18 protein-coding genes are annotated in these 21,309 nt (G+C 68.2%); 11 read left to right on the forward strand and 7 right to left on the reverse strand.

What is annotated here, in order from left to right; all coding sequences use genetic code 11:
• The first annotated feature begins 72 nt into the window (after positions 1-72).
• Complete coding sequence (gene secG / locus IFR14_RS11560) at positions 73-321, forward strand: preprotein translocase subunit SecG (protein ID WP_056005661.1); 249 nt, start codon at positions 73-75, stop codon at positions 319-321.
• 86 nt (positions 322-407) lie between these two features.
• Complete coding sequence (locus tag IFR14_RS11565) at positions 408-770, forward strand: RNA polymerase-binding protein RbpA (protein ID WP_064296926.1); 363 nt, start codon at positions 408-410, stop codon at positions 768-770.
• Between the two features lie 85 nt (positions 771-855).
• Here IFR14_RS11565 and pgl read toward each other — a convergent pair whose 3' ends face one another.
• From pgl to tkt, 6 genes are read right to left on the reverse strand one after another with little or no spacing between them, the layout of a single operon-like run.
• Positions 856-1,644, reverse strand: coding sequence for a 6-phosphogluconolactonase (pgl, locus tag IFR14_RS11570; RefSeq protein WP_137241661.1), 789 nt, complete (start codon positions 1,642-1,644; stop codon positions 856-858).
• On the reverse strand, positions 1,644-2,606 hold the full coding sequence (locus IFR14_RS11575) for a glucose-6-phosphate dehydrogenase assembly protein OpcA (protein WP_079705959.1): 963 nt from the start codon (positions 2,604-2,606) through the stop codon (positions 1,644-1,646). Before IFR14_RS11575 ends, pgl begins: the two co-directional genes overlap by 1 nt.
• The gene (zwf, locus tag IFR14_RS11580) at positions 2,603-4,147 is read right to left on the reverse strand and encodes a glucose-6-phosphate dehydrogenase (protein ID WP_064296929.1); all 1,545 of its coding nucleotides are present in this window, start codon (positions 4,145-4,147) and stop codon (positions 2,603-2,605) included. Before zwf ends, IFR14_RS11575 begins: the two co-directional genes overlap by 4 nt.
• Positions 4,148-4,170: 23 nt before the next feature.
• Positions 4,171-5,784: a glucose-6-phosphate isomerase gene (locus tag IFR14_RS11585; RefSeq protein ID WP_191941114.1), complete on the reverse strand. Its 1,614-nt coding sequence runs from the start codon at positions 5,782-5,784 to the stop codon at positions 4,171-4,173.
• Entirely contained in the window at positions 5,781-6,890 is a 1,110-nt protein-coding gene (tal, locus tag IFR14_RS11590) for a transaldolase (protein WP_159878827.1), read from the reverse strand. The genes IFR14_RS11585 and tal overlap by 4 nt, the downstream gene beginning before the upstream one ends.
• A 24-nt stretch (positions 6,891-6,914) precedes the next feature.
• Positions 6,915-9,005, reverse strand: coding sequence for a transketolase (gene tkt, locus IFR14_RS11595; RefSeq protein WP_064296932.1), 2,091 nt, complete (start codon positions 9,003-9,005; stop codon positions 6,915-6,917).
• A gap of 377 nt (positions 9,006-9,382) precedes the next feature.
• On the opposite strand from tkt, the gene IFR14_RS11600 reads away from it, so the two are divergent.
• Complete coding sequence (locus tag IFR14_RS11600) at positions 9,383-10,303, forward strand: heme o synthase (RefSeq protein WP_064296933.1); 921 nt, start codon at positions 9,383-9,385, stop codon at positions 10,301-10,303.
• 4 nt (positions 10,304-10,307) lie between these two features.
• On the forward strand, positions 10,308-12,857 hold the full coding sequence (locus tag IFR14_RS11605; RefSeq protein ID WP_191941115.1) for a DUF3516 domain-containing protein: 2,550 nt from the start codon (positions 10,308-10,310) through the stop codon (positions 12,855-12,857).
• A gap of 67 nt (positions 12,858-12,924) precedes the next feature.
• On the opposite strand, the gene IFR14_RS11610 is transcribed toward IFR14_RS11605, so the two are convergent.
• Complete coding sequence (locus IFR14_RS11610) at positions 12,925-13,896, reverse strand: COX15/CtaA family protein (protein WP_137243062.1); 972 nt, start codon at positions 13,894-13,896, stop codon at positions 12,925-12,927.
• A 307-nt stretch (positions 13,897-14,203) separates the two neighbouring features.
• On the opposite strand from IFR14_RS11610, the gene sufB reads away from it, so the two are divergent.
• The 7 genes from sufB to IFR14_RS11645 all read left to right on the forward strand — a co-directional run bounded on the left by sufB (position 14,204) and on the right by IFR14_RS11645 (position 21,282).
• Positions 14,204-15,622: a Fe-S cluster assembly protein SufB gene (gene sufB, locus IFR14_RS11615; RefSeq protein WP_056005633.1), complete on the forward strand. Its 1,419-nt coding sequence runs from the start codon at positions 14,204-14,206 to the stop codon at positions 15,620-15,622.
• On the forward strand, positions 15,622-16,830 hold the full coding sequence (gene sufD / locus IFR14_RS11620) for a Fe-S cluster assembly protein SufD (RefSeq protein ID WP_191941116.1): 1,209 nt from the start codon (positions 15,622-15,624) through the stop codon (positions 16,828-16,830). The genes sufB and sufD overlap by 1 nt, the downstream gene beginning before the upstream one ends.
• A complete protein-coding gene (locus IFR14_RS11625) occupies positions 16,830-17,153 on the forward strand; it encodes a non-heme iron oxygenase ferredoxin subunit (protein WP_064296937.1) in 324 nt (107 codons plus the stop codon). The genes sufD and IFR14_RS11625 overlap by 1 nt, the downstream gene beginning before the upstream one ends.
• A gap of 4 nt (positions 17,154-17,157) precedes the next feature.
• Positions 17,158-17,934 (forward strand): Fe-S cluster assembly ATPase SufC, encoded by a 777-nt coding sequence (gene sufC / locus IFR14_RS11630; RefSeq protein ID WP_079002531.1) that lies wholly within the window; start codon positions 17,158-17,160, stop codon positions 17,932-17,934.
• 28 nt (positions 17,935-17,962) lie between these two features.
• On the forward strand, positions 17,963-18,292 hold the full coding sequence (locus tag IFR14_RS11635; protein WP_056005622.1) for a metal-sulfur cluster assembly factor: 330 nt from the start codon (positions 17,963-17,965) through the stop codon (positions 18,290-18,292).
• A gap of 93 nt (positions 18,293-18,385) precedes the next feature.
• A complete protein-coding gene (locus IFR14_RS11640) occupies positions 18,386-19,552 on the forward strand; it encodes a MalY/PatB family protein (RefSeq protein WP_191941117.1) in 1,167 nt (388 codons plus the stop codon).
• 131 nt (positions 19,553-19,683) lie between these two features.
• Positions 19,684-21,282 carry an ATP-binding cassette domain-containing protein gene (locus tag IFR14_RS11645; protein ID WP_191941314.1) on the forward strand — a complete coding sequence of 533 codons (1,599 nt, stop codon included), beginning with the start codon at positions 19,684-19,686 and terminating at the stop codon, positions 21,280-21,282.
• The last annotated feature ends 27 nt before the right edge of the window (positions 21,283-21,309 follow it).

Raw genomic sequence — 21,309 nt, forward strand, 5'->3', positions numbered from 1 at the left:
GTGTCCGCTGAACCGTCGAGGTATACTGGACGGCGGTTCAGCCCCTCTGAACGCGAATGCGAAAGGTCTCACGTGGAGATTCTCCAGGTCATCCTGCAGGTGCTGCTCGGCATCACCAGCCTCCTGCTCACCTTCCTGATCCTGCTGCACAAGGGCCGCGGCGGCGGTCTGTCCGACATGTTCGGCGGCGGCTCCTCCAGCAACCTCGGTTCGTCAGGGGTCGCCGAGCGCAACCTCAACCGCTTCACCGTCATCCTCGGCCTGACCTGGGGTGCCTGCATCGTCGTGATCGGGCTCCTGACGAAGTTCGCCGCCGCCTAGACCGGCCGCGAAGCCCCGATCCCGGGGACGCAACTCGACGCATCACACCCGAACCACTCTCGACAGTACGAGAAAGAGGAAACACCATGGCATCAGGCGGAAGCGCTATCAGGGGATCACGCGTCGGCGCCGGTCCCATGGGCGAGCAGGACCACGGCTACCACGCGGACCGCATCGCCATCTCCTACTGGGACGCCCTCGGCAACGAGACGGTCCGCCACTTCGCGGCGAACGTCCCCGACGAGGAGATCCCGGAGACGATCGACTGCCCGACGTCCGGTCTGCCGGCCGGTCGCGACAAGGCGAACCCGCCGGAGGTCGCGAAGCTCGAGCCGTACAAGACGCACCTCGCCTACGTGAAGGAACGGCGCACGGAGGAGGAGGCCGAGCAGCTGCTCGAAGAAGCACTCCAGCAGCTCCGCGCACGACGCGGTACGGCAGCGAAGTAGCCGGACAGCACCACATGCAGAAAGGCCGTTCCCCTCGGGGAACGGCCTTTCTGCATGCTGGCACCGGCTCGGCGGCCGGCCTCCGCTAGTACTCCGGGAGGATCAACGAATCCGGGACCTCGGCGGCGGCATCCTGGTCGACGAAGAACACCGTCCGTTTACGTCCCTTGGCCCCGGCGGCGGGGACCTCGTTGTAGCTGGCACCCGCGAGGGCGAGGCCGAGTGCCGACGCCTTGTCGGTGCCGGCGAGGACGAGCCAGACCCGCACGGAGGAGTTGATGGCCGGCCGCGTCAGGCTGAGTCGTTCCGACGGCGGCTTGGGGGAGTTCCGCACCGGCACGACCGAGGTGTCGGTGACCGAGACCTCGGCCCGCTCCGGGAAGAGCGACGCCACGTGACCGTCGGGACCGACACCCAGGAACGTGATGTCGAACCGCGGGTGGTCCTCGCCGGGCCGCGCGAACCGTCGGAGCTCGTCCGCGTACCGCACCGCGGCGGCGTCGAGGTCGATGCCGTCCTCCGGCGCCGGGTATCCGTGCACGTGTTCGGCGACGAGGCCACGCTCCGGAAGCGCCAGCAGGGTCTCCAGCAAGGCCTCGCGTGCCTGCAACTCGTTCCGATCGGCGTCGTCCCGAGCGACCCAGCGCTCGTCTCCCCACCAGAGGTGCACCCGGGACCAGTCCACCCGGTCGCGGTCCTTCGACGCGGCCACGGCGGCGAGCGTCCCCGTCCCGACGGTACCGCCGGTCAGGACGACGTGGACCGTGTCCTGCGACTCGAGCAGTTCGCGGGTTCGGGAGAGGAACCGCTTGGCGACCGAGGTCGTCAGTTGGTCGCGGTCCTGGTAGACGAGGACGCGTCGCTCGGTCGGCATCAGCTCGTCCGAGCGCGGAGCGTGACCGGCTCGCCGAGGCCGGGGAGGCCCACGGTGATGACCTGTCCGTACAGGACGTCCGGGTCGAGCGTGCGCAGCTCCTCGGCGAGGCAGTCGCGCAGACTGCGACGGGGGAGCGAGAGGTCGTGCGTCGGCTGTCCGGGCTGGATCAGCGTCGCGATGTCGGGAACGGGACGCTCGAGGACGACGTTGCCGGACGCCCGCGTGAGGCGGACCCCGTGGATGCCGCTCGACCCGTGCGCCATGCTGAGCTCGTGGGTCACGTCGACCTGCAACTGCAGCTGGAGCCAGGCGGCGAGCAGCTCGGTCGACGGGGAGTCCGATGCTCCGGACACCTCGATCGCCGTGACGGGCTCGTACGGCGGCTGGTCGAGCACCGCCGCGAGCTGTGCACGCCAGAGCGTGAGCCTGGTCCACGCGAAGTCCGTGTCTCCGGGGGCGTAGTTCGCCGCGCGACCGCGGAGGGCGGCGTGGGTGTCCGCCGCCGCGGACGCGTCGGTGATGCGACGCTGGGCGATGCGGCCGATCGGTGACGTCGAGACGCGTTCCGGTGCCTCTCCCGGCCACCAGGCGACCACGGGCGCGTCGGGCAGGAGCAGACCGGTCACGAGGCTCTCCTCGTTCTCGGCCACCGCACCGTAGGCGCGGAGGATGACCACCTCGCTCGCTCCGGCGTCGCCGCCGACGCGGATCTGGGCATCGAGCCGGTCTCCGATGGAGGAGTGCTGGTCGTCGTGCTCCGTGGAGAGGACGATGACCCGCATGGGGTGCTCGCGGGAGGCCTCGTTGGCGGCCTCGATGGCCTCCTCCTCGGCTCCGAGCCGCGTCGAGATCACCAAGGTGAGCACGCGACCCAGGGCGACGGCGCCGCCGTCCTCGCGGATGGTCACGAGCGCCTTCGAGAGCTTGCTCGTGGTCGTGTCTGGCAGGTCTACGATCATGGTCGTCTCCAGGTGCGTCCGTCGCGGTTCATGAGGTCGTCGGCCGAGGACGGGCCCCAGGTGCCGGGAGCGTACTGCTCGAGCGGCGTGTCCTGAGCGGCCCAGTACTCCTCGATCGGGTCGAGGATCTTCCAGGAGAGCTCGACCTCCTCGTGACGGGGGAAGAGGGGCGGGTCGCCCAGCAGGACGTCGAGGATGAGACGTTCGTACGCCTCGGGGCTCGCCTCGGTGAAGGCGTGGCCGTAGCCGAAGTCCATCGTGACGTCGCGGACCTGGGTGCCGGCACCCGGGACCTTCGAACCGAAGCGGATGGTGACACCCTCGTCGGGCTGGACCCGGATGACCAAGGCGTTCTGGCCGAGCGCCGAGGTCTGGCTCTCCGCGAACAGGTACTGCGGAGCACGCTTGAAGACGACCGCGATCTCGGTGACGCGGCGTCCGAGGCGCTTCCCGGCACGCAGGTAGAACGGCACGCCGGCCCACCGACGCGTGTTGATGTCGAGCCGCATGGCCGCGTAGGTCTCGGTCGTCGACTCCGGGTTCATCCCGTCCTCGTCGAGGAAGCCCAGCACGTGCTCGCCGCCCTGCCAACCACCGGCGTACTGTCCACGGGCCGTCGCGGCCCCGAGGTCGTCGGGGAGGCGGACGGCCGCGAGGACCTTCTCCTTCTCCGCGCGCAGGTCTGCGGCGTTGAAGGAGATCGGCTCCTCCATCGCCGTGAGGGCGAGGAGCTGCAGCAGGTGGTTCTGGATGACGTCGCGCGCTGCTCCGATGCCGTCGTAGTACCCGGCGCGACCGCCGACGCCGATGTCCTCGGCCATGGTGATCTGCACGTGGTCGACGTAGTTGGCGTTCCAGATGGGCTCGTACAGCTGGTTGGCGAACCGGAGCGCCAGGATGTTCTGGACGGTCTCCTTGCCGAGGTAGTGGTCGATCCGGAAGATCGAGTCCGACGGGAAGACCGACTGCACGATGTCGTTCAGCTCGCGAGCCGTCTTGAGGTCGCTGCCGAACGGCTTCTCGATGACCACCCGGCGCCACTGACCGTCAGCGGGTTCCGCGAGTCCCGAGCGACGGAGCTGCTCGGTGACCTGCGGGAACGCCTTCGGTGGGATCGAGAGGTAGAACGCGTGGTTGCCCATCGTCCCGCGATCCGCATCGAGCTCCTCGATGGTCTCCTTCAGCTTCTCGAAGGCCGCGTCGTCACCGAATTCTCCGGGGACGAACCGGATGCCCTGGGCGAGCTGGTTCCAGACGTCCTCGCGGAACTCGGTCCGGGCGTACTGCTTGACGGATTCGTGGACGACCTCCATGAAGTCCTGGTCCTCCCAGTCCCGTCGGGCGAACCCGACGAGTGAGAAGCCGGGGGGCAGGAGGCCCCGGTTCGCCAGGTCGTACACGGCCGGCATCAGCTTCTTGCGCGACAGGTCGCCTGTCACGCCGAAGATGATGAGGCCGCTCGGACCGGCGATCCGATTGAGGCGTCGGTCGGTGTCCACCCGCAGCGGGTTGGACTCCGGGGTGATTTCCACCGGGGACATGAAGCTCCTTGTGCAGTGACGCGCTAGTCGTTGACGGCGTCGAAGAGGGTGACGATGTTCTGGTCCGGCGCCGTGAGGGTCAGCGTGAGGACCGGACGACCGTGCTCGGCGAGGACGCGGGCGTCGCCGCCAGCCTGGGCCTCGATGAGCTGGCCGAAGGTGAACGGGCGCTCGGGGATCTCCAGGTCGACGGGGGCCGTCTCGGTGATCTGCAGGAACACGCCGTTCGCGGGGCCGCCCTTGTGGTACTGACCCGTCGAGTGCAGGAAGCGCGGACCCCACCCGAAGGTCGTGGGTCGTGCCGCCTTCGCCGCGACGAGGTCGCGGATGCTCTCGAGCTGCGGGGAGGCGAGACGGTCGACGTAGCCCTGGATCGCGACGTAGCCGTCGGAGGGGAGCTGCGCGAGCAGTGCCTCGACGGCGCCGGACAGGGTGGTCACGCCGTCGAGCAGACCGGCCGAGCCGCGGACCTCGACACCGTCGGCGACGAAGGCGGGTGCCTCAGGCTCCGGACGGTTGTCGAGCAGACCACGGGTGGCGACCTTCGCGGACTCGACGTCCGGCTGGTCGAACGGGTCGATGCCGATGAGGCGCCCGGCGACGACGGTCGCGTACTCCCACACCAGCATCATCGCGCCGAGGCTGCCGCTGACGAGGATCTCGCCCTCGTGGCGGTCGTGGCGCAGCAGGTGGAACTCGTGGGCGTCGTCGACGATGCGGACGATCTGGAGGTCGGCCGGCTTCGACTCGAGCTCGGGAGCGAGCGGGTTGAGCACGACGGGCAGCAGGCCGCGACCGGACTTACCGGTCGATTCGGCGATCAGCTGTTCGGCCCAGTCCGGGAATCCGACGATGTGCGTCCCGTCGGTGATGAGACCGACCTTGTCGCGCAGCGGAACGGTGCCGCCGATCGCCGCACCCAGGATGAGTCCAGGGTTCGACGCGTCGTCGATCGCGAGTTCTCCGAGCACCGCGTCGGCCTCGTCGAGCAGCGCGCCGATGTCGACACCGGCGAGACCGGACGGCACGAGACCGAAGGCGGTGAGCGCACTGTAGCGACCGCCGACGTTAGGGTCGGCGTTGAAGACCCGGTAGCCGGCCTCGTTCGCCGCCGCCTCGAGCGGGGATCCCGGGTCGGTGACGATGACGATGCGACCGGCGGGGTCGATCCCCGCAGCCGTGAACGCGGCCTCGTAGGCGCGGCGCTGACTGTCGGTCTCGACCGTGGAGCCGGACTTCGAGGAGACGACGAGCACCGAGGTCTCGAGCCGGTCCGCCAGGGCCGCGAGGACCTGACCGGGAGCGGTCGAGTCGAGGACGGTGAGGTTGCCACCCAGCGTGTTCGTGATGACCTCGGGTGCGAGCGAGGAACCGCCCATGCCCGCGAGCACGATGTGGTCGATGCCCTCGTCGTTGAACTGCTCACGGAGCGCGAGGATCGGCTCGACCAGCGGGCGGGAGATGGAGACCGCCTGGACCCAGCCGAGGCGCTTGGACGCCTCGGCCTCGGCCGCAGGACCCCACAGCGTGGGGTCCTGGTCCGTGATGCGCGACGCGACGAGGTCGCTGACGAGCGTGGGGACCACCGATGCGACAGCGGCTTCCGCCGCGCCGCTGACGCGGATCTTGAAGCTCACTTGGAGGCCTCCAGAGCCGTCTTCACGGTCTCGAGCAGCTCGTCCCAGGACACGATGAACTTCTCGACGCCCTCACGCTCGAGCAGCGCCGTCACCTCGTCGTAGGACACACCGAGTGCGGCGATGGCGTCGAGGACCTCGTTCGCAGCCGCGTAGGAGCCGGTGACGGTGTCGCCGGTGATGACGCCGTGGTCGAAGGTCGCCTCGAGGGTCTTCTCCGGCATGGTGTTGACCACGCCGTCGGCGACGAGCTCGGTCACGTAGAGCGTGTCGGGGAGGTCGGCGGACTTGACGCCCGTCGAGGCCCAGAGCGGACGCTGCTTGTTGGCGCCGGCCTCGAGGAGCGCGGTGGCACGCTCGCTCGCGAACTCCTGCTCGAAGACCTGGTAGGCGAGCTGGGCGTTGGCGACGCCGGCCTTGCTCTTCAGCGCGGTCGCCTCGGGGCTGCCGATCGCGTCGAGACGCTTGTCGATCTCGGTGTCGACCCGCGACACGAAGAACGAGGCGACCGAGTGGATCGTCGAGAGGTCGTGGCCAGCGGCCTTCGCCTGCTCGAGACCGGTGAGGAACGCGTTGATGACCTCGCGGTAGCGGGTGAGGCTGAAGATCAACGTGACGTTGACGCTGATGCCGGCGCCGATGACGGCGGTGATGGCCTCGAGGCCCTCGACCGTCGCGGGGATCTTGATCATCGCGTTCGGCTGGTTGACCTTGGCCCAGAGCTGCTTGGCCTGGTCGATCGTCGAGGCGGCGTCGTGCGCGAAGCCCGGCTCGACCTCGATCGACACGCGGCCGTCGTACCCGTTGGAGGAGTCGTAGACCCCACGGAAGATCTTCGATGCCGCGGCCACGTCGTCGGTGGTGATCTCGAAGACCGCCTCGGTGACGTCCTTGCCTTCGGCGGCGAGCTGGGCGACCTGCTCGGCGTAGACGTCGCCGTTGCTGAGCGCGGACGCGAAGATCGTCGGGTTCGTCGTGACACCGACGACGTTGCGGTCGGCGATGAGCTGCTCCAGCCCACCGGACTGGATGCGTCCGCGGGAGAGGTCGTCGAGCCAGATGCTGACGCCGGCGGCGGACAGCTGGGCGGTTGGGGTTTCAGTCATGTTCTTCTGTCTCCTTCGCCCGGGCTACTTGCCGAGCGTCTCGTGTGCTGCGGAGACGACTGCCTCCGTGGTGATGCCGAACTCACGGAACAGCGTCTTGTAGTCGGCGGACGCACCGAAGTGCTCGATCGACACGGTCCGGCCGGCGTCGCCGACGATGCTCTTCCAGGTCAGGCCGAGACCCGCCTCGACGGAGACGCGTGCGGTGACGGCCTTCGGGAGGACGGACTCGCGGTACTCGGCGGACTGCTCCTCGAACCACTCGAGTGCGGGCACCGAGACGACGCGGGCGTTGACGCCCTCGCCGCGCAGGACCTCGCGGGCCTCGACGGCGAGCTGGAGCTCGGAGCCCGTCGCGATGAGGATGACGTCCGGCGTGCCGCCGGGCGCCTCGGCGAGGATGTACGCACCCTTGGCGACGTTCGACGCTGCAGCGAAGGTCTCGCCGGTGGCGTCGCCCGTGCCGCGCTCGAACACCGGGATGTTCTGACGGGTCAGCGCGATGCCGGTCGGGCCGCCGCGACGCTTGAGGATCTCGAGCCAGGCATAGGCCACCTCGTTCGCGTCACCCGGTCGCACGACGGCGAGGTTCGGGATGGCACGGAGCGAGGCGAGCTGCTCGATCGGCTGGTGCGTGGGGCCGTCCTCACCGAGGGCGACGGAGTCGTGGGTCCACACGAAGATGGACGGCACGTTCATGAGCGCGGCGAGACGGACGGCCGGACGCATGTAGTCGCTGAAGATGAGGAAGGTGCCACCGAACGCGCGGGTCGGGCCGTGCAGGACGATGCCGTTGAGGATCGCGGCCATGGCGTGCTCGCGGATGCCGAAGTGCAGGACGCGACCGTAGGGGTTCCCGGTCCATTCGTGGGTGGAGTGCTCGCTCGGGATGAACGACGCACCGCCCTCGATCGTCGTGTTGTTCGACTCGGCGAGGTCGGCCGAACCGCCCCAGAGCTCCGGGATGACCGGGCCGAGGGCGTTGAGCACCTTGCCGGATGCGGCGCGGGTCGAGACGTCCTTGCCGGCCTCGAACACGGGCAGCGCCGACTCGACACCCTCGGGGAGTTCGCCGGCCTCGAGACGCTCGAGCAGCGCAGCGCGCTCCGGGTTGGCCGCGGCCCAGGCGTCGAACGTCTGCTGCCACTCGGCGCGTGCCTCGGCACCGCGGTCGATCGCCTTGCGGGTGTGCTCGATGACCTCGTCAGCGACGAAGAAGTTCTGCTCGGGGTCGAAGCCGAGCACCTCCTTGACGGCCGCGAGCTCCTCGGCGCCCAGCGCCGAACCGTGGATCTTGCCGGAGTTCTGCTTCTTGGGAGCCGGCCAACCGATGATGGTCTTGAGGATGATGAGCGACGGCTTGTCGGTCTCGGCCTTCGCGGCCTCGATCGCGTCGTTGAGCGCGTGGACGTCCTCGACGTACTCGCCCGTCTTCTTCCAGTCGACGACCTGGACGTGCCAGTGGTAGGCCTCGTAGCGGGCCTTGACGTCCTCGGTGAAGGCGATGTTGGTGTCGTCCTCGATCGAGATCTGGTTGGAGTCGTAGATCGCGATGAGGTTGCCGAGCTGCTGGTGACCGGCGAGCGAGGAGGCCTCGCTCGTGACGCCTTCCTGCAGGTCGCCGTCACCGGCGATGACGTAGACGAAGTGGTCGAACGGGCTCGTGCCCGCCTCGGCCTCGGGGTCGAACAGGCCACGCTCGAAGCGGGACGCGTACGCGAAGCCCACGGCGGAGGCGAGCCCCTGGCCGAGGGGACCGGTGGTGATCTCGACGCCGTCGGTGTGGCCGTACTCCGGGTGACCCGGCGTGAGCGAGCCCCAGGTGCGGAGCGCCTCGAGGTCGGAGAGTTCCAGACCGTAGCCGCCCAGGTAGAGCTGGACGTACTGGGTCAGCGAGCTGTGCCCGACCGACAGGACGAAGCGGTCGCGTCCGAGCCAGTCCTGGTCCTTCGGATCGCGTCGCATGACCTTCTGGAACAGCAGGTAGGCGGCGGGGGCGAGACTCATCGCCGTTCCCGGGTGGCCGTTGCCGACCTTCTCCACCGCGTCGGCGGCGAGGATGCGCGCCGTGTCGACTGCTTTGCTGTCAATGCTTTCCCACTGCAGATCTGCCACTGAATACTGACCCTTCTCATCGGAACAGGAGGCCGACGAGCGGTCGAGCCTTCTTCTGTGCGTTCGCGGCCCACGTCGTCTTCGGCGTCCGAGCACACGACACCGCTCTTCGAACTGGGTGAAGGGGGGCGCACGCGTGCACAGTGGCTGGCGAGCACTTCCCAGCATAGCGAACCCCTGCAGCCGAGGGTCGATGTTCGACGAGCGCGAACACGCGACGTCACGGATGGTCGCAGAGCTTGCAGGACAGGCGTCACCCGGTGAGGGACCGCGCGCCTGCGCACCGTGAGTAGGGAGCCGCCCGCGCGTGTCGTAGAATCGTCTGCGGACCGCGCACCGGGCGAGCAGTGCGTGGTGAACCGAACGTTAGAGGAGCAATGGACGTCGCTGTAGCAGAACGTGTGTCGAGCCCCAAGCTCGGTTTCCGACGCAAGGCGAAGGCGTACATCGCCCTCACCAAGCCGCGGGTCATGGAACTGCTGCTCGTGACGACGATCCCCGTCATGATCCTCGCGAAGGGCGGTCTGCCCGACTGGTGGCTCGTCATCGCGACCGTCATCGGCGGGTCGTTGAGCGCCGGCTCCGCGGCGGCGTTCAACTGCTACATCGACCGCGACATCGACGCGGTCATGGACCGCACGAAGAAGCGCCCCCTCGTGACCGGCGAGCTCACGCCGCGCGAGGCACTCGTGTTCGCGTGGACGCTCGGCGTCGTCTCGACGGTCTGGCTCCTCGCCACCACCAACTGGCTCGCGGCCGCACTGTCCGTCGGCGCGATCCTCTTTTACGTCTTCGTGTACACGCTGTGGCTGAAGCGACGCACCCAGCAGAACATCATCTGGGGTGGCATCGCGGGCTGCTTCCCCGTCGTCATCGGCTGGGCCGCCGTCACCGGTTCGCTCTCGTGGGCACCGATCATCCTCTTCGCGGTCGTGTTCCTCTGGACGCCGCCCCACTACTGGCCGCTGTCCATGAAGTACCGCAGTGATTACCAGGCCGTCGGCGTGCCGATGCTCGCCGTCGTCCGCGGTCGCGCGCAGGTCGGCCTCCAGGTCATCCTGTACGCGTGGGCGACGGTCGTCTGCTCGCTCCTGCTCATCCCGGTGGCCGACATGGGGCTGCTGTACAGCGCCGTCGCCCTCCTGTCCGGCGGCTGGTTCGTCTACGAGACCCACCGCCTGTACAACCTCGCGATCCGCCACGAGCACGTCTCGCCGATGCGCGTCTTCCACGGTTCGATCACCTACCTGACCCTCCTGTTCCTCGCCGTCGGCATCGACCCGCTGCTCCCGTTCTGACCCGGTGGCTGACGCAGCGGAACGCGGCCGGCTGATCGCTGCGGCGGGGGAGAGCCCCGACATCGTCTTCGACCGGTTCGTCTCCTGGGCCGAGGCCGGCGGACTCAGCCTGTACCCGGCGCAGGAGGAGGCGCTCATCGGCATCGTCGACGGCGCCAACGTCATCCTCTCCACCCCGACGGGGACCGGCAAGAGCCTCGTCGCCGCCGGCGCACACTTCGCGGCGCTGAGCTCCGGTCGCCGCAGCTACTACACGGCCCCGATCAAGGCGCTCGTCAGCGAGAAGTTCTTCGCACTCGTCGAGATGTTCGGCGCGGAGAACGTCGGGATGGTCACCGGGGACTCCTCGGTGAACGCCGACGCGCCGATCGTCTGCTGCACCGCGGAGATCGTCGCCAACCTGGCGCTCCGGCACGGCGAGGACGCCGGCATCGACCAGGTCGTGATGGACGAGTTCCACTTCTACGCCGACCCCGACCGCGGGTGGGCGTGGCAGGTGCCGCTCCTCACCCTCCCGGACACGCAGTTCATCCTCATGTCCGCGACCCTCGGCGACGTCGGCGATCTCGCGCGCGACCTCGAGCGCCGGACCGGCCGCGAGACCGCCATCGTGACCGGTGTCGAACGACCGGTCCCGCTCCATTTCTCCTACGCGACCACACCGATCCACGAGACCGTGGAAGACCTCCTCCACACGGGACAGGCTCCGATCTACATCGTCCACTTCGCGCAGGCGGCGGCGCTCGAGCGGGCACAGGCGTTGACCAGCCTCAAGGTCGTCACCCGCGAGCAACGCGACGAGATCGCCGACGCCATCGGCGACTTCCGGTTCAGCACCGCGTTCGGCACGACGCTGTCCCGACTCGTCCGCAGCGGGATCGGCGTGCACCACGCCGGCATGCTGCCGAAGTACCGACGCCTCGTGGAGCAGCTGGCCCAACGTGGTCTCCTCCGCATCATCTGCGGGACGGACACCCTCGGCGTCGGGATCAACGTCCCGATCCGCACCGTCCTGTTCACGGCGCTCACGAAGTACGACGGCACGAAGATGCGGCAGGTGAACGCCCGGGAGTTCCACCAGATCGCCGGTCGTGCGGGTCGGGCCGGCTACGACACTGCGGGCACCGTCGTCGTCCAGGCCCCCGAGCACGAGACCGAGAACCTCAAGCTCATCGAGAAGGCCGGCGACGACCCGAAGAAGCGCCGGAAGATCATCCGGAAGAAGGCGCCGGAGGGGTTCGTGTCCTGGGGGGAGCCGAGCTTCCAGCGTCTCGTCGCGGCCGAGCCTGAGACACTGACCAGCCACATGCAGCTCACCCACGCGATGATGCTCAGCGTCATCGCACGCGGCGGTGACAGTTTCGGCACCATCCGCTCCCTCGTCTTCGACAACCACGAGCCTCGGGCGAGACGCTTCGCCCTGGCCAGGCGCGCGCTCGAGATCTACCGCACCCTCCGCACGGCAGGCGTCATCACCCAGACGATCGACCCCGAGACGGGTGAGGTCGTCATCGGCCTCACGGTCGAGCTGCAGCCGAACTTCGCGCTCAACGCTCCGCTGTCGCCGTTCGCCCTCGCCGCGTTCGAGCTCTTGGACCCCGCGGAGCCCGGCTTCGCCCTCGACGTCATCTCGGTCGTCGAGTCGACGCTCGACGATCCGCGCCAGATCGTCATGGCCCAGCAGCACCTCGCCAGGGGCGAGGCCGTGCAGGCGATGAAGGCCGAGGGGATCGAATACGACCAGCGCATGGAGCTCCTCGAGGCGGTCACCCATCCGAGGCCGCTGGCGGAACTCCTCGAGGCGGCGTTCACGAGCTACACCGCTGCGCAGCCGTGGGCACTCGACCTCGAGCTCCGCCCGAAGGCGGTCGTGCGCGACTTCATCGAGCGTGCACTGAACTTCAGCGAGTTCGTCTCGTTCTACAGTCTCTCGAGGTCCGAGGGACTCGTCCTGCGGTACCTCTCCGACGCCTTCCGTGCGATCCGGCAGAGCGTGCCGGACGAGTTCAAGGACGAGGAGCTCCAGGACCTCATCGAGTGGCTCGGCGAACTCGTCCGACAGGTCGACTCGAGTCTGCTCGACGAGTGGGAGGAACTGTCCCACCCGGACCCCGAACGCCATGCGGAGGCGAGTCGGTCACTCCCGCCCACGCCACGGAGTGTCCTCGCCAACCGCCGGGCGTTCACCGTCCTCGTCCGGAACGAACTCTTCCGCCGGGTCCAGCTCGCGTCGCTGGAGCACTACGACGCGCTCGGCGAGCTCGACGCGTCGGCCGGATTCGACGCCGACACCTGGGCCGATGCCATGGATCCGTACTTCGAGGAGCACGGTGAACTCCCGACCGGTGCTGCAGCACGGAGCCCGGAGCTGCTGGTCGTCGACGACGAGGACGAGCGCCCCGTCGGCGACGCGGGTGGTGTCTGGCGGGTGCGTCAGGTGTTCGCCGATCCGGCCGGCGACCATGACTGGGGGATCAGCGCCGTCATCGATCTCGACGCCTCCGACGAGACCGGGACCGCGGTCGTCCGCGTGACCGCGGTCGGGATGCTCTGAGTCGTCAGCAGGCGCAGTGAGTCGTCGGCAGGCCCGCTGACCCGTCAGCGGAAGTGCGTCTGAGCCGTCAGCGGGAGACGCTGAGGGATGCCGACTCCTCGACGCGTGACGCGGTCCGGACCGGGATCCGCTGCTGCAGCACGACCCAGGTCATCGCGGCGACGAGCAGTCCGGCGAGCACCATGTGCAGCCCGACGAGCACCTCGGGGAGTCCGAGGCGGGCCTGGGTGAGCCCCACGATGATCTGCACCACTTCGACCGCGAGTAGCGTGGAGACCGCGGTGCGCACCCCGCGCGACCCGCGGCGGGCACCGAGCGCGATCGCGCCGACGAGCAGCACGATGGTGCCGGCGAGCGTCGCGTAGGCGGGCCAGCTGTGCAGGTGCTGGAGGAACTCGGGGTCGAACCCGTTGCGCGGCGCCGGCACCTCCTTCGAGTTGTCGCCGGCGTGCGGGCCCGAGCCCGTCGTCAGGATGCCGAACACGACGGTGACGGCGACGAAGAGGCTCGTCAGGTGGACGACGCCGAGGTACCAGCCGGGCATGACCTTCACCGCACCGCGAGGGCCTCGGTAGACCCGATGGACGAGCATCGTCGCGAGGGCGACCAGGACGATCGAGATGACGAAGTGCAGCCCGACCACGTACGGGTTCAGCCCGGTGAGGACGGTGATGCCGCCGAGGACTGCCTGCGCGGGGATCGACAGGCCCTGGAGCAGGGTCAGTCGGAAGAGGTCGGGGCGCTGCCGACGCATGCGGATCACCGCGAGGAACGCGGCGATCACGATGGCCGCGAGGACGAAGGTCAGAAGGCGGTTGCCGAACTCGATGAAGCCGTGGATGCCCATCTCCGGCGTGTTGACGAAGGAGTCGTCCGTGCAGCGCGGCCACGTCGGGCATCCGAGCCCGGAGGCCGTCAGGCGGACGGCGCCCCCGGTCCCGATGAGGACGAGCTGGAAGGCGAACGAGAGCCAGGCGACGACCCGTACGCGCTTGTCGATCGTCGTCGGCAACCACTGCCAGAACCGGGTGGCCCGCACCCGGTCGGGAAGGGACGGTGCCGGCGTCGGTCGACCGGCGGTCTTGGAGTGGTGTGACACGGGTCGATCCTTCGGTTCGCGGTGGCCACGGCTGCGGTATCCACCGTCCTCACCCACAACCCACAGGAAGCTGTAGGATTATGAGGTTCACGGTGCGCGCGAGAAGCGCCATGGTTCATGAACATTGTAGGTTCGCGAAGAAGCCGCCCGCACATCCCCTCCCCAATCCGCTCCGATCAGGCGCGTGCCATGGGAGGGAATGACGACCTCCAGCCGGTGGTTGTCTCCAGGGAGGAAAGAGGGACACATGTCAGACATCCTGATCGATCGCCCGGAGCTCGCCGGACTCGGCCAATACGAGTTCGGATGGCACGACGGCGACGTCGCCGGCGCTTCAGCGCGCCGCGGCATCTCCACGGAGGTCGTGGCCGACATCTCCGCACTGAAGAGCGAACCGGACTGGATGCTGCAGCGCCGCCTCAAGGCCCTGCAGCTGTTCGAGCGCAAGCCCATGCCGACGTGGGGCGCCGACCTCTCCGAGATCGACTTCGAGAACATCAAGTACTTCGTCCGGTCCACCGAGAAGCAGGCTCAGACCTGGGAGGACCTGCCGGACGACATCAAGAACACCTACGAGAAGCTCGGCATCCCCGAGGCGGAGCGCCAGCGCCTCGTCTCCGGCGTCGCCGCGCAGTACGAGTCCGAGGTGGTCTACCACCAGATCAACGAGGAGCTCGAGGCGCAGGGTGTCATCTTCATGGACACCGACACGGCGTTGCGTGAGCACCCCGAGTTCTTCGAGGAGTACTTCGGCACGGTCATCCCGTCCGGCGACAACAAGTTCGCCGCGCTGAACACCGCCGTGTGGTCGGGTGGCTCCTTCGTCTACGTGCCGCCCGGCGTGCACGTCGAGATCCCGCTGCAGGCCTACTTCCGGATCAACACCGAGAACATGGGTCAGTTCGAGCGCACGCTGATCATCGCCGACGAGGGCAGCTACGTGCACTACATCGAGGGTTGCACCGCGCCGATCTACAAGTCGGACTCGCTGCACTCCGCGGTCGTCGAGATCATCGTCAAGAAGAACGCCCGCGTCCGCTACACGACGATCCAGAACTGGTCGAACAACGTCTACAACCTGGTCACGAAGCGCGCCACGGCCGCCGAAGGCGCGACCATGGAGTGGATCGACGGCAACATCGGATCCAAGGTCACGATGAAGTACCCGTCCATCTACCTCATGGGCGAGCACGCCAAGGGCGAGACCCTGTCCGTCGCGTTCGCCGGTCCCGGCCAGCACCAGGACGCCGGCGCGAAGATGATCCACATGGCTCCGTACACGCAGTCGTCCATCGTCTCCAAGTCGATCGCCCGAGGCGGCGGACGCGCGGGATACCGCGGCGAGGTCCGGGTGGACGCCAACGCCCATCACTCGGCCAACACCGTGCGCTGCGACGCGCTCCTGGTCGACACCATCTCCCGCAGCGACACGTACCCGGCGATCGACATCCGTGTGGACGACGTCCAGCTCGGACACGAGGCGACGGTGTCCAAGGTCAGCGAGGAGCAGCTCTTCTACCTCATGAGCCGCGGCATGCCGGAAGACGAGGCCATGGCGATGATCGTCCGCGGCTTCATCGAGCCGATCGCCCGCGAACTGCCCATGGAGTACGCACTCGAACTCAACAAGCTCATCGAGATGGGCATGGAAGGATCCGTCGGTTAATGACGACTGCAGCACCGACTCAGACCGAAGGACAGCACGGCATCACGGCACACAGCGACGGCGCAGGACGCGTCATCCCGGTGCAGACCCGATCGGAGCGCTTCAGCTCCTATGATGTCGCCGACTTCCCAGCGGTGACGGGACGCGAGGCGGTCTGGAAGCTCAGCCCGGTCGCGCAGTTCACCGACCTCACCGCGGGGGAGCTCGACGGCTCGCCCACCCCGATCACGCACGACGACGTCGACGGCTTCAGCGTCGAGTGGATCAGTCGCGACGACGCCCGCGTCGGCTCCGCCGGCGTGCCGGAGGAGCGCGCCTCCGCGAACGCCTGGTCGAGCTTCGACCAGGCGCTGGCGATCTCGGTCACGGGCGAGGAGTCCAAGACCCTGCGCCTCGAGCGGAGCGGGCTCGGCGACGGCGCCCGCGCTGCGCACACCGTCATCACCGCCGCACCGTTCAGCCGCGGCCTCATCATCATCGAGAACGCGGGCGACGCCCGCCTCACCGAGAACGTCGAGATCGTCGTCGGCGAGCAGGCCGACGTGACCGTCGTGACCGTGCAGTGGTGGGACGACGCAGCCGTGCACCTCGCCAGCCACTTCGCGTCCATCGGTCGCGACGCCCACCTCAAGCACGTCGTGGTGTCGCTCGGCGGCAAGGTCGTCCGGGTGAACCCGACCCTGCACCTCGCCGGTCAGGGCTCGGACCTCGACTCGCTCGGCGTGTACTTCTCCGACGCGGGTCAGCACCTCGAGCAGCAGGTCTACATGCACCACGACGCACCGAACACCCGCGGGCGCGTGACCTACAAGGGCGCACTGCAGGGCGAGGGTGCGCGGTCCGTGTGGATCGGCGACGTCCTCATCAGCAACCGTGCCGTCGGCACCGACAGCTACGAGCAGAACCGCAACCTGGTTCTCTCCGACGGCACCCGTGCCGACTCCGTTCCGAACCTCGAGATCGAGACCGGCGACATCGCCGGTGCCGGTCACGCGAGCGCGACCGGACGCTTCGACGACGAGCAGCTCTTCTACCTGCAGGCTCGAGGCATCCCTGAGGACGAGGCACGACGACTCGTCGTCCGCGGCTTCCTCGTGGAGATCATCCAGCAGATCGGCGACACCGAGCTGCAGGAGCGCCTCTCGGCGGCCATCGAGGCCGAACTGCTCGGCGCCGACGGACAGGGCACCGGCGGAGCGCAGCACTGATGGCGACGAAGGTGTGCTCGTTCGACGAGCTCGCCGTCAACCAGGCCAAGCGGGTCGTGGTGGACGGCGTGCCGATCGCCCTCGTGCGCGACGCATCGGACGAACTGTTCGCGATCGGCGACGTCTGCACCCACGGCGACATCTCGCTGTCCGAAGGCTTCGTCGAGGACGGCAACCTCGAATGCTGGGCACACGGCTCGCAGTTCTCGCTCACGACGGGCAAGCCGCTCACCCTTCCGGCCTACGAGCCGGTCCCCGTCTACACCGTCGAGCTCATCGACGGCGACATCTACATCGACCCGACCGCAACGAAAGAGATCTAGCACCATGTCAGTCCTCGAAATCCGCGACCTGCACGTCAGCGTCGAAACCGAACAGGGCACCAAGCCGATCCTGCGTGGCGTCGACCTCACCATCCGGAAGGGCGAGACCCACGCGATCATGGGTCCGAACGGTTCGGGTAAGTCCACGCTCGCGTACACGATCGCCGGCCACCCGAAGTACACCGTCGACAGCGGATCCATCACGCTGGACGGCGAGGACGTCCTCGCGATGAGCGTCGACGAGCGCGCCCGTGCCGGACTCTTCCTCGCGATGCAGTACCCCGTCGAGATCCCCGGTGTCACGGTCACGAACTTCCTTCGCACGGCGAAGACCGCGGTCGACGGCGAGGCGCCCGCGATCCGCGGCTGGATCAAGGACGTCCGCGAGTCGATGAAGAACCTGCGCATGGAGCCTGCCTTCGCCGAGCGCAACGTCAACGAGGGCTTCTCCGGTGGCGAGAAGAAGCGTCACGAGATCCTCCAGCTCGAGCTGCTGAAGCCGCAGTTCGCAGTCCTCGACGAGACCGACTCCGGCCTCGACGTCGACGCCCTCAAGATCGTGTCCGAGGGCGTCAACCGCGCCAAGGAGAACACGGGCCTCGGCGTCCTGCTGATCACGCACTACACGCGCATCCTGCGCTACATCAAGCCGGACTTCGTGCACGTCTTCGTCGCCGGCAAGATCGCCGAGCAGGGCGGTCCCGAGCTCGCCGACCGACTCGAGAACGAAGGCTACGACCGTTTCCTCGTCGATGCCGTCGTCGCCCCGGAAGGTGCCTGAAGCCGCGCGAGCGGTCTAAGATAACGACATGGTAACAACGCTCAGTCCGCAACGATTCGACGAGGTCGAAGAGGCGCTCAAGGACGTCATGGACCCCGAGCTCGGGGTGAACGTGGTCGACCTCGGTCTCATCTACGACCTGGGTTGGGATGACGAGAACGACGCGCTCATCATCCACATGACCCTGACCTCCGCCGGATGTCCGCTCACGGACGTCCTCGAGGAGCAGACGGGTCAAGCGCTCGACGGCATCGTCGACGCCTTCCGCATCAACTGGGTGTGGATGCCGCCGTGGGGCCCGGAGCGCATCACGGACGACGGGCGCGACATGATGCGTGCCCTCGGCTTCTCGATCTGATCGAACCTCCACGACGACGGACGGCTGCATTGCAGCCGTCCGTCGTCCTGTTCCCGGCAGCGTCGTCCGGCTGATCCCGGATAGGGTCGAGGCATGACCGAGATCGTGTCCGCAGACCCCCTCGACGTCCTGCGCAGCCGGACGAGCGAGAAGTGGTCCGAGTACCCCGACGACGTCTTGCCCATGTTCGTCGCCGAGATGGACGTCCCCCTGGCACCCGTGGTCCGCGATGCCCTGCACGCGGCGATCGACCGCGGTGACGCCGGGTATGTCGCGAGCCGCACGCGGCTCCCGCAGGTGTTCGCCGACTTCGCAGCGCGACGTTGGGGATGGGTCGTGGATCCCGGCTCCGTGTTCACCACCGCCGACGTCAGCATGGGCATCGTCGAGATCCTGCGTCGCGTCATCTCGCCCGGCGAGGGCGTCGTGATCACCTCGCCGGTCTACCCGCCGTTCTTCGACCTCGTCATCGAGGCCGGGGGAGTCGTGGTGGACGTCCCCTTGCTCGGGTCCAGCCGCGCCGACGATCCCGCCGGAGGCTGGCGGCTCGACCTGGACGGTCTCGAAGCCGCCTTCCGCAACGGCGCGAAGGCGTTCCTGCTCTGCAACCCGCACAACCCGATCGGTCGGCCGCACACGGTCGACGAACTCCGCTCGGTCGCCGCGCTGGCCGCGCGGTACGGGGTCACGGTCGTGAGCGATGAGATCCACGCTCCGCTCACCCAGCCGGGCGAGCGGTTCGTCCCCTATCTCAGCGTGTCCGACGAGGCCGCCGAACACGGGTACGCCGTCCTGTCGGCGAGCAAGGCCTGGAACCTCGCCGGCCTGAAGTGCGCGGTGATGGTCACCGCCGGCCCGGGGCCGCGGAGCGTGGTCGCGGGGATGCCGGTCGAGGTGTTCTGGCGGACGGGTCAGTTCGGTGTGCTGGCTTCGGTCGCCGCCTTCGAGGCCGGAGAGCCCTGGTTGGACGGGCTCCTCGGGTTGCTCGACGGCAACCGGCGGCTGCTCGGTGAGCTGCTGGGCACCGAGTTGCCAGAGGTCGGCTACCGTCCGCCTGCCGCCGGGTACCTCGCCTGGCTGGACTGCACCGCGCTCGGTTGGACCGAACCCCCGGCGCGGCGCATCCTGCGCGAGGCGCGCGTGGCCCTGCAGGAGGGAGCCCCGTTCGGGCCCGGAGGCGTCGGCCACGCACGACTCAACCTGGCCTGCTCACCCGAGCTCCTCACCGAGGCGATCGGACGGATCTCCGCCCTGCGTTGACGCCCGTCCGGCCGCGCCGGAACCCTGCCGGAACGGCCGCGGTGCTGAGCATCGGATTCACGATTTATACTGGGAGGCTGACCCCCACCCTCCGCGTTGTCGAAACGCACCCGAAGAAATGGACTATGCCTGTGCTGAGTGTGCACGACCTCGAGATCCGCGTGGGGGCACGCGTGCTCATGGAGCACGTGAACTTCCGCGTGTCCGCCGGCGACAAGATCGGCCTCGTCGGCCGTAACGGTGCCGGGAAGACGACCCTGACCAAGACGCTGGCTGGGGAGACCCTCCCGACGAACGGCAAGATCGATCGCGGTGGCGAGATCGGTTACCTGCCGCAGGACCCGCGCTCCGGTAACCCGGAGGACCTCGCCCGCACCCGCATCCTCGATGCGCGCGGTCTCGGCCAGCTCGCGCTCGGCATGCAGGGGTCCAGCATGGCCATGGCGAGCGACGACCCGAAGGTGGCGGAAGCCGCCATGAAGAAGTACGGCAACCTCACCGACCGGTTCAACGCGCTCGGCGGGTACGCCGCAGAGGCCGAGGCGGCCTCGATCGCATCGAACCTGAACCTGCCCGACCGCATCCTCGATCAGCAGCTGAAGACGCTCTCGGGTGGACAGCGTCGCCGCATCGAACTCGCGCGCATCCTCTTCTCCGACGCCGAGACGCTCATCCTCGACGAGCCGACCAACCACCTCGACGCCGACTCCGTCGTCTGGCTGCGTGAGTTCCTCAAGCAGTACAAGGGCGGGTTCATCGTGATCTCGCACGACATCGAGCTCGTCGGCGAGACCGTCAACCGGGTCTTCTACCTCGATGCGAACCGCACCGTCATCGACATCTACAACATGAACTGGAAGAACTACCAGCGTCAGCGCGAAGCCGACGAGGAGCGCCGGAAGAAGGAGCGCACCAACGTCGAGAAGAAGGCGACGGCGCTCCAGCTCCAGGCGGCCAAGTTCGGTGCGAAGGCCAGCAAGGCGGCCGCAGCCCACCAGATGGTGGCTCGCGCCGAGCGGATGCTCTCCGGGCTCGAAGAGGTCCGCGCGCAAGACCGCGTGGCCAAGCTGCGGTTCCCGACCCCGGCGCCCTGTGGCCGGACGCCGCTCATGGCGAGCAACCTGTCGAAGAGCTACGGCTCGCTCGAGATCTTCACGGCCGTCGACCTCGCGATCGACCGTGGCTCGAAGGTCGTCATCCTCGGATTCAACGGTGCGGGCAAGACGACCCTGCTGCGGATCCTCGCCGGAGTGGACCAGCCCGACACCGGGCAGCTCGAGCCCGGGCACGGCCTGCGGATCGGCTACTACGCGCAGGAGCACGAGACGATCGACGTGAAGCGCAGCGTGCTCGAGAACATGGTCTCCTCGTCGCCGAACATCACCGAGATGGAAGCGCGCAAGGTCCTCGGCTCGTTCCTGTTCACCGGCGACGACTCCAACAAGCTCGCGGGCGTGCTGTCCGGTGGCGAGAAGACGAGACTCGCTCTCGCGATGATCGTCGTCTCGGGCGCGAACATGCTCCTTCTGGACGAACCGACCAACAACCTCGACCCGGCCAGCCGGCTGGAGATCCTCGACGCGCTCGCCCACTACGAGGGTGCCGTCGTGCTCGTGAGTCACGATGAGGGCGCCGTCGAGGCGCTCAACCCCGAGCGGGTGCTCATCCTGCCCGACGGCGTCGAGGACCACTGGAACAAGGACTACCAGGACCTCGTCAGCCTGGCCTAGCGCCAGCGGGCCGGCCCGCTGGCCCAT

It is taken from the genome of Plantibacter sp. CFBP 8775, assembly GCF_014839505.1.
GTDB classification, from domain to species: domain Bacteria; phylum Actinomycetota; class Actinomycetes; order Actinomycetales; family Microbacteriaceae; genus Plantibacter; species Plantibacter auratus.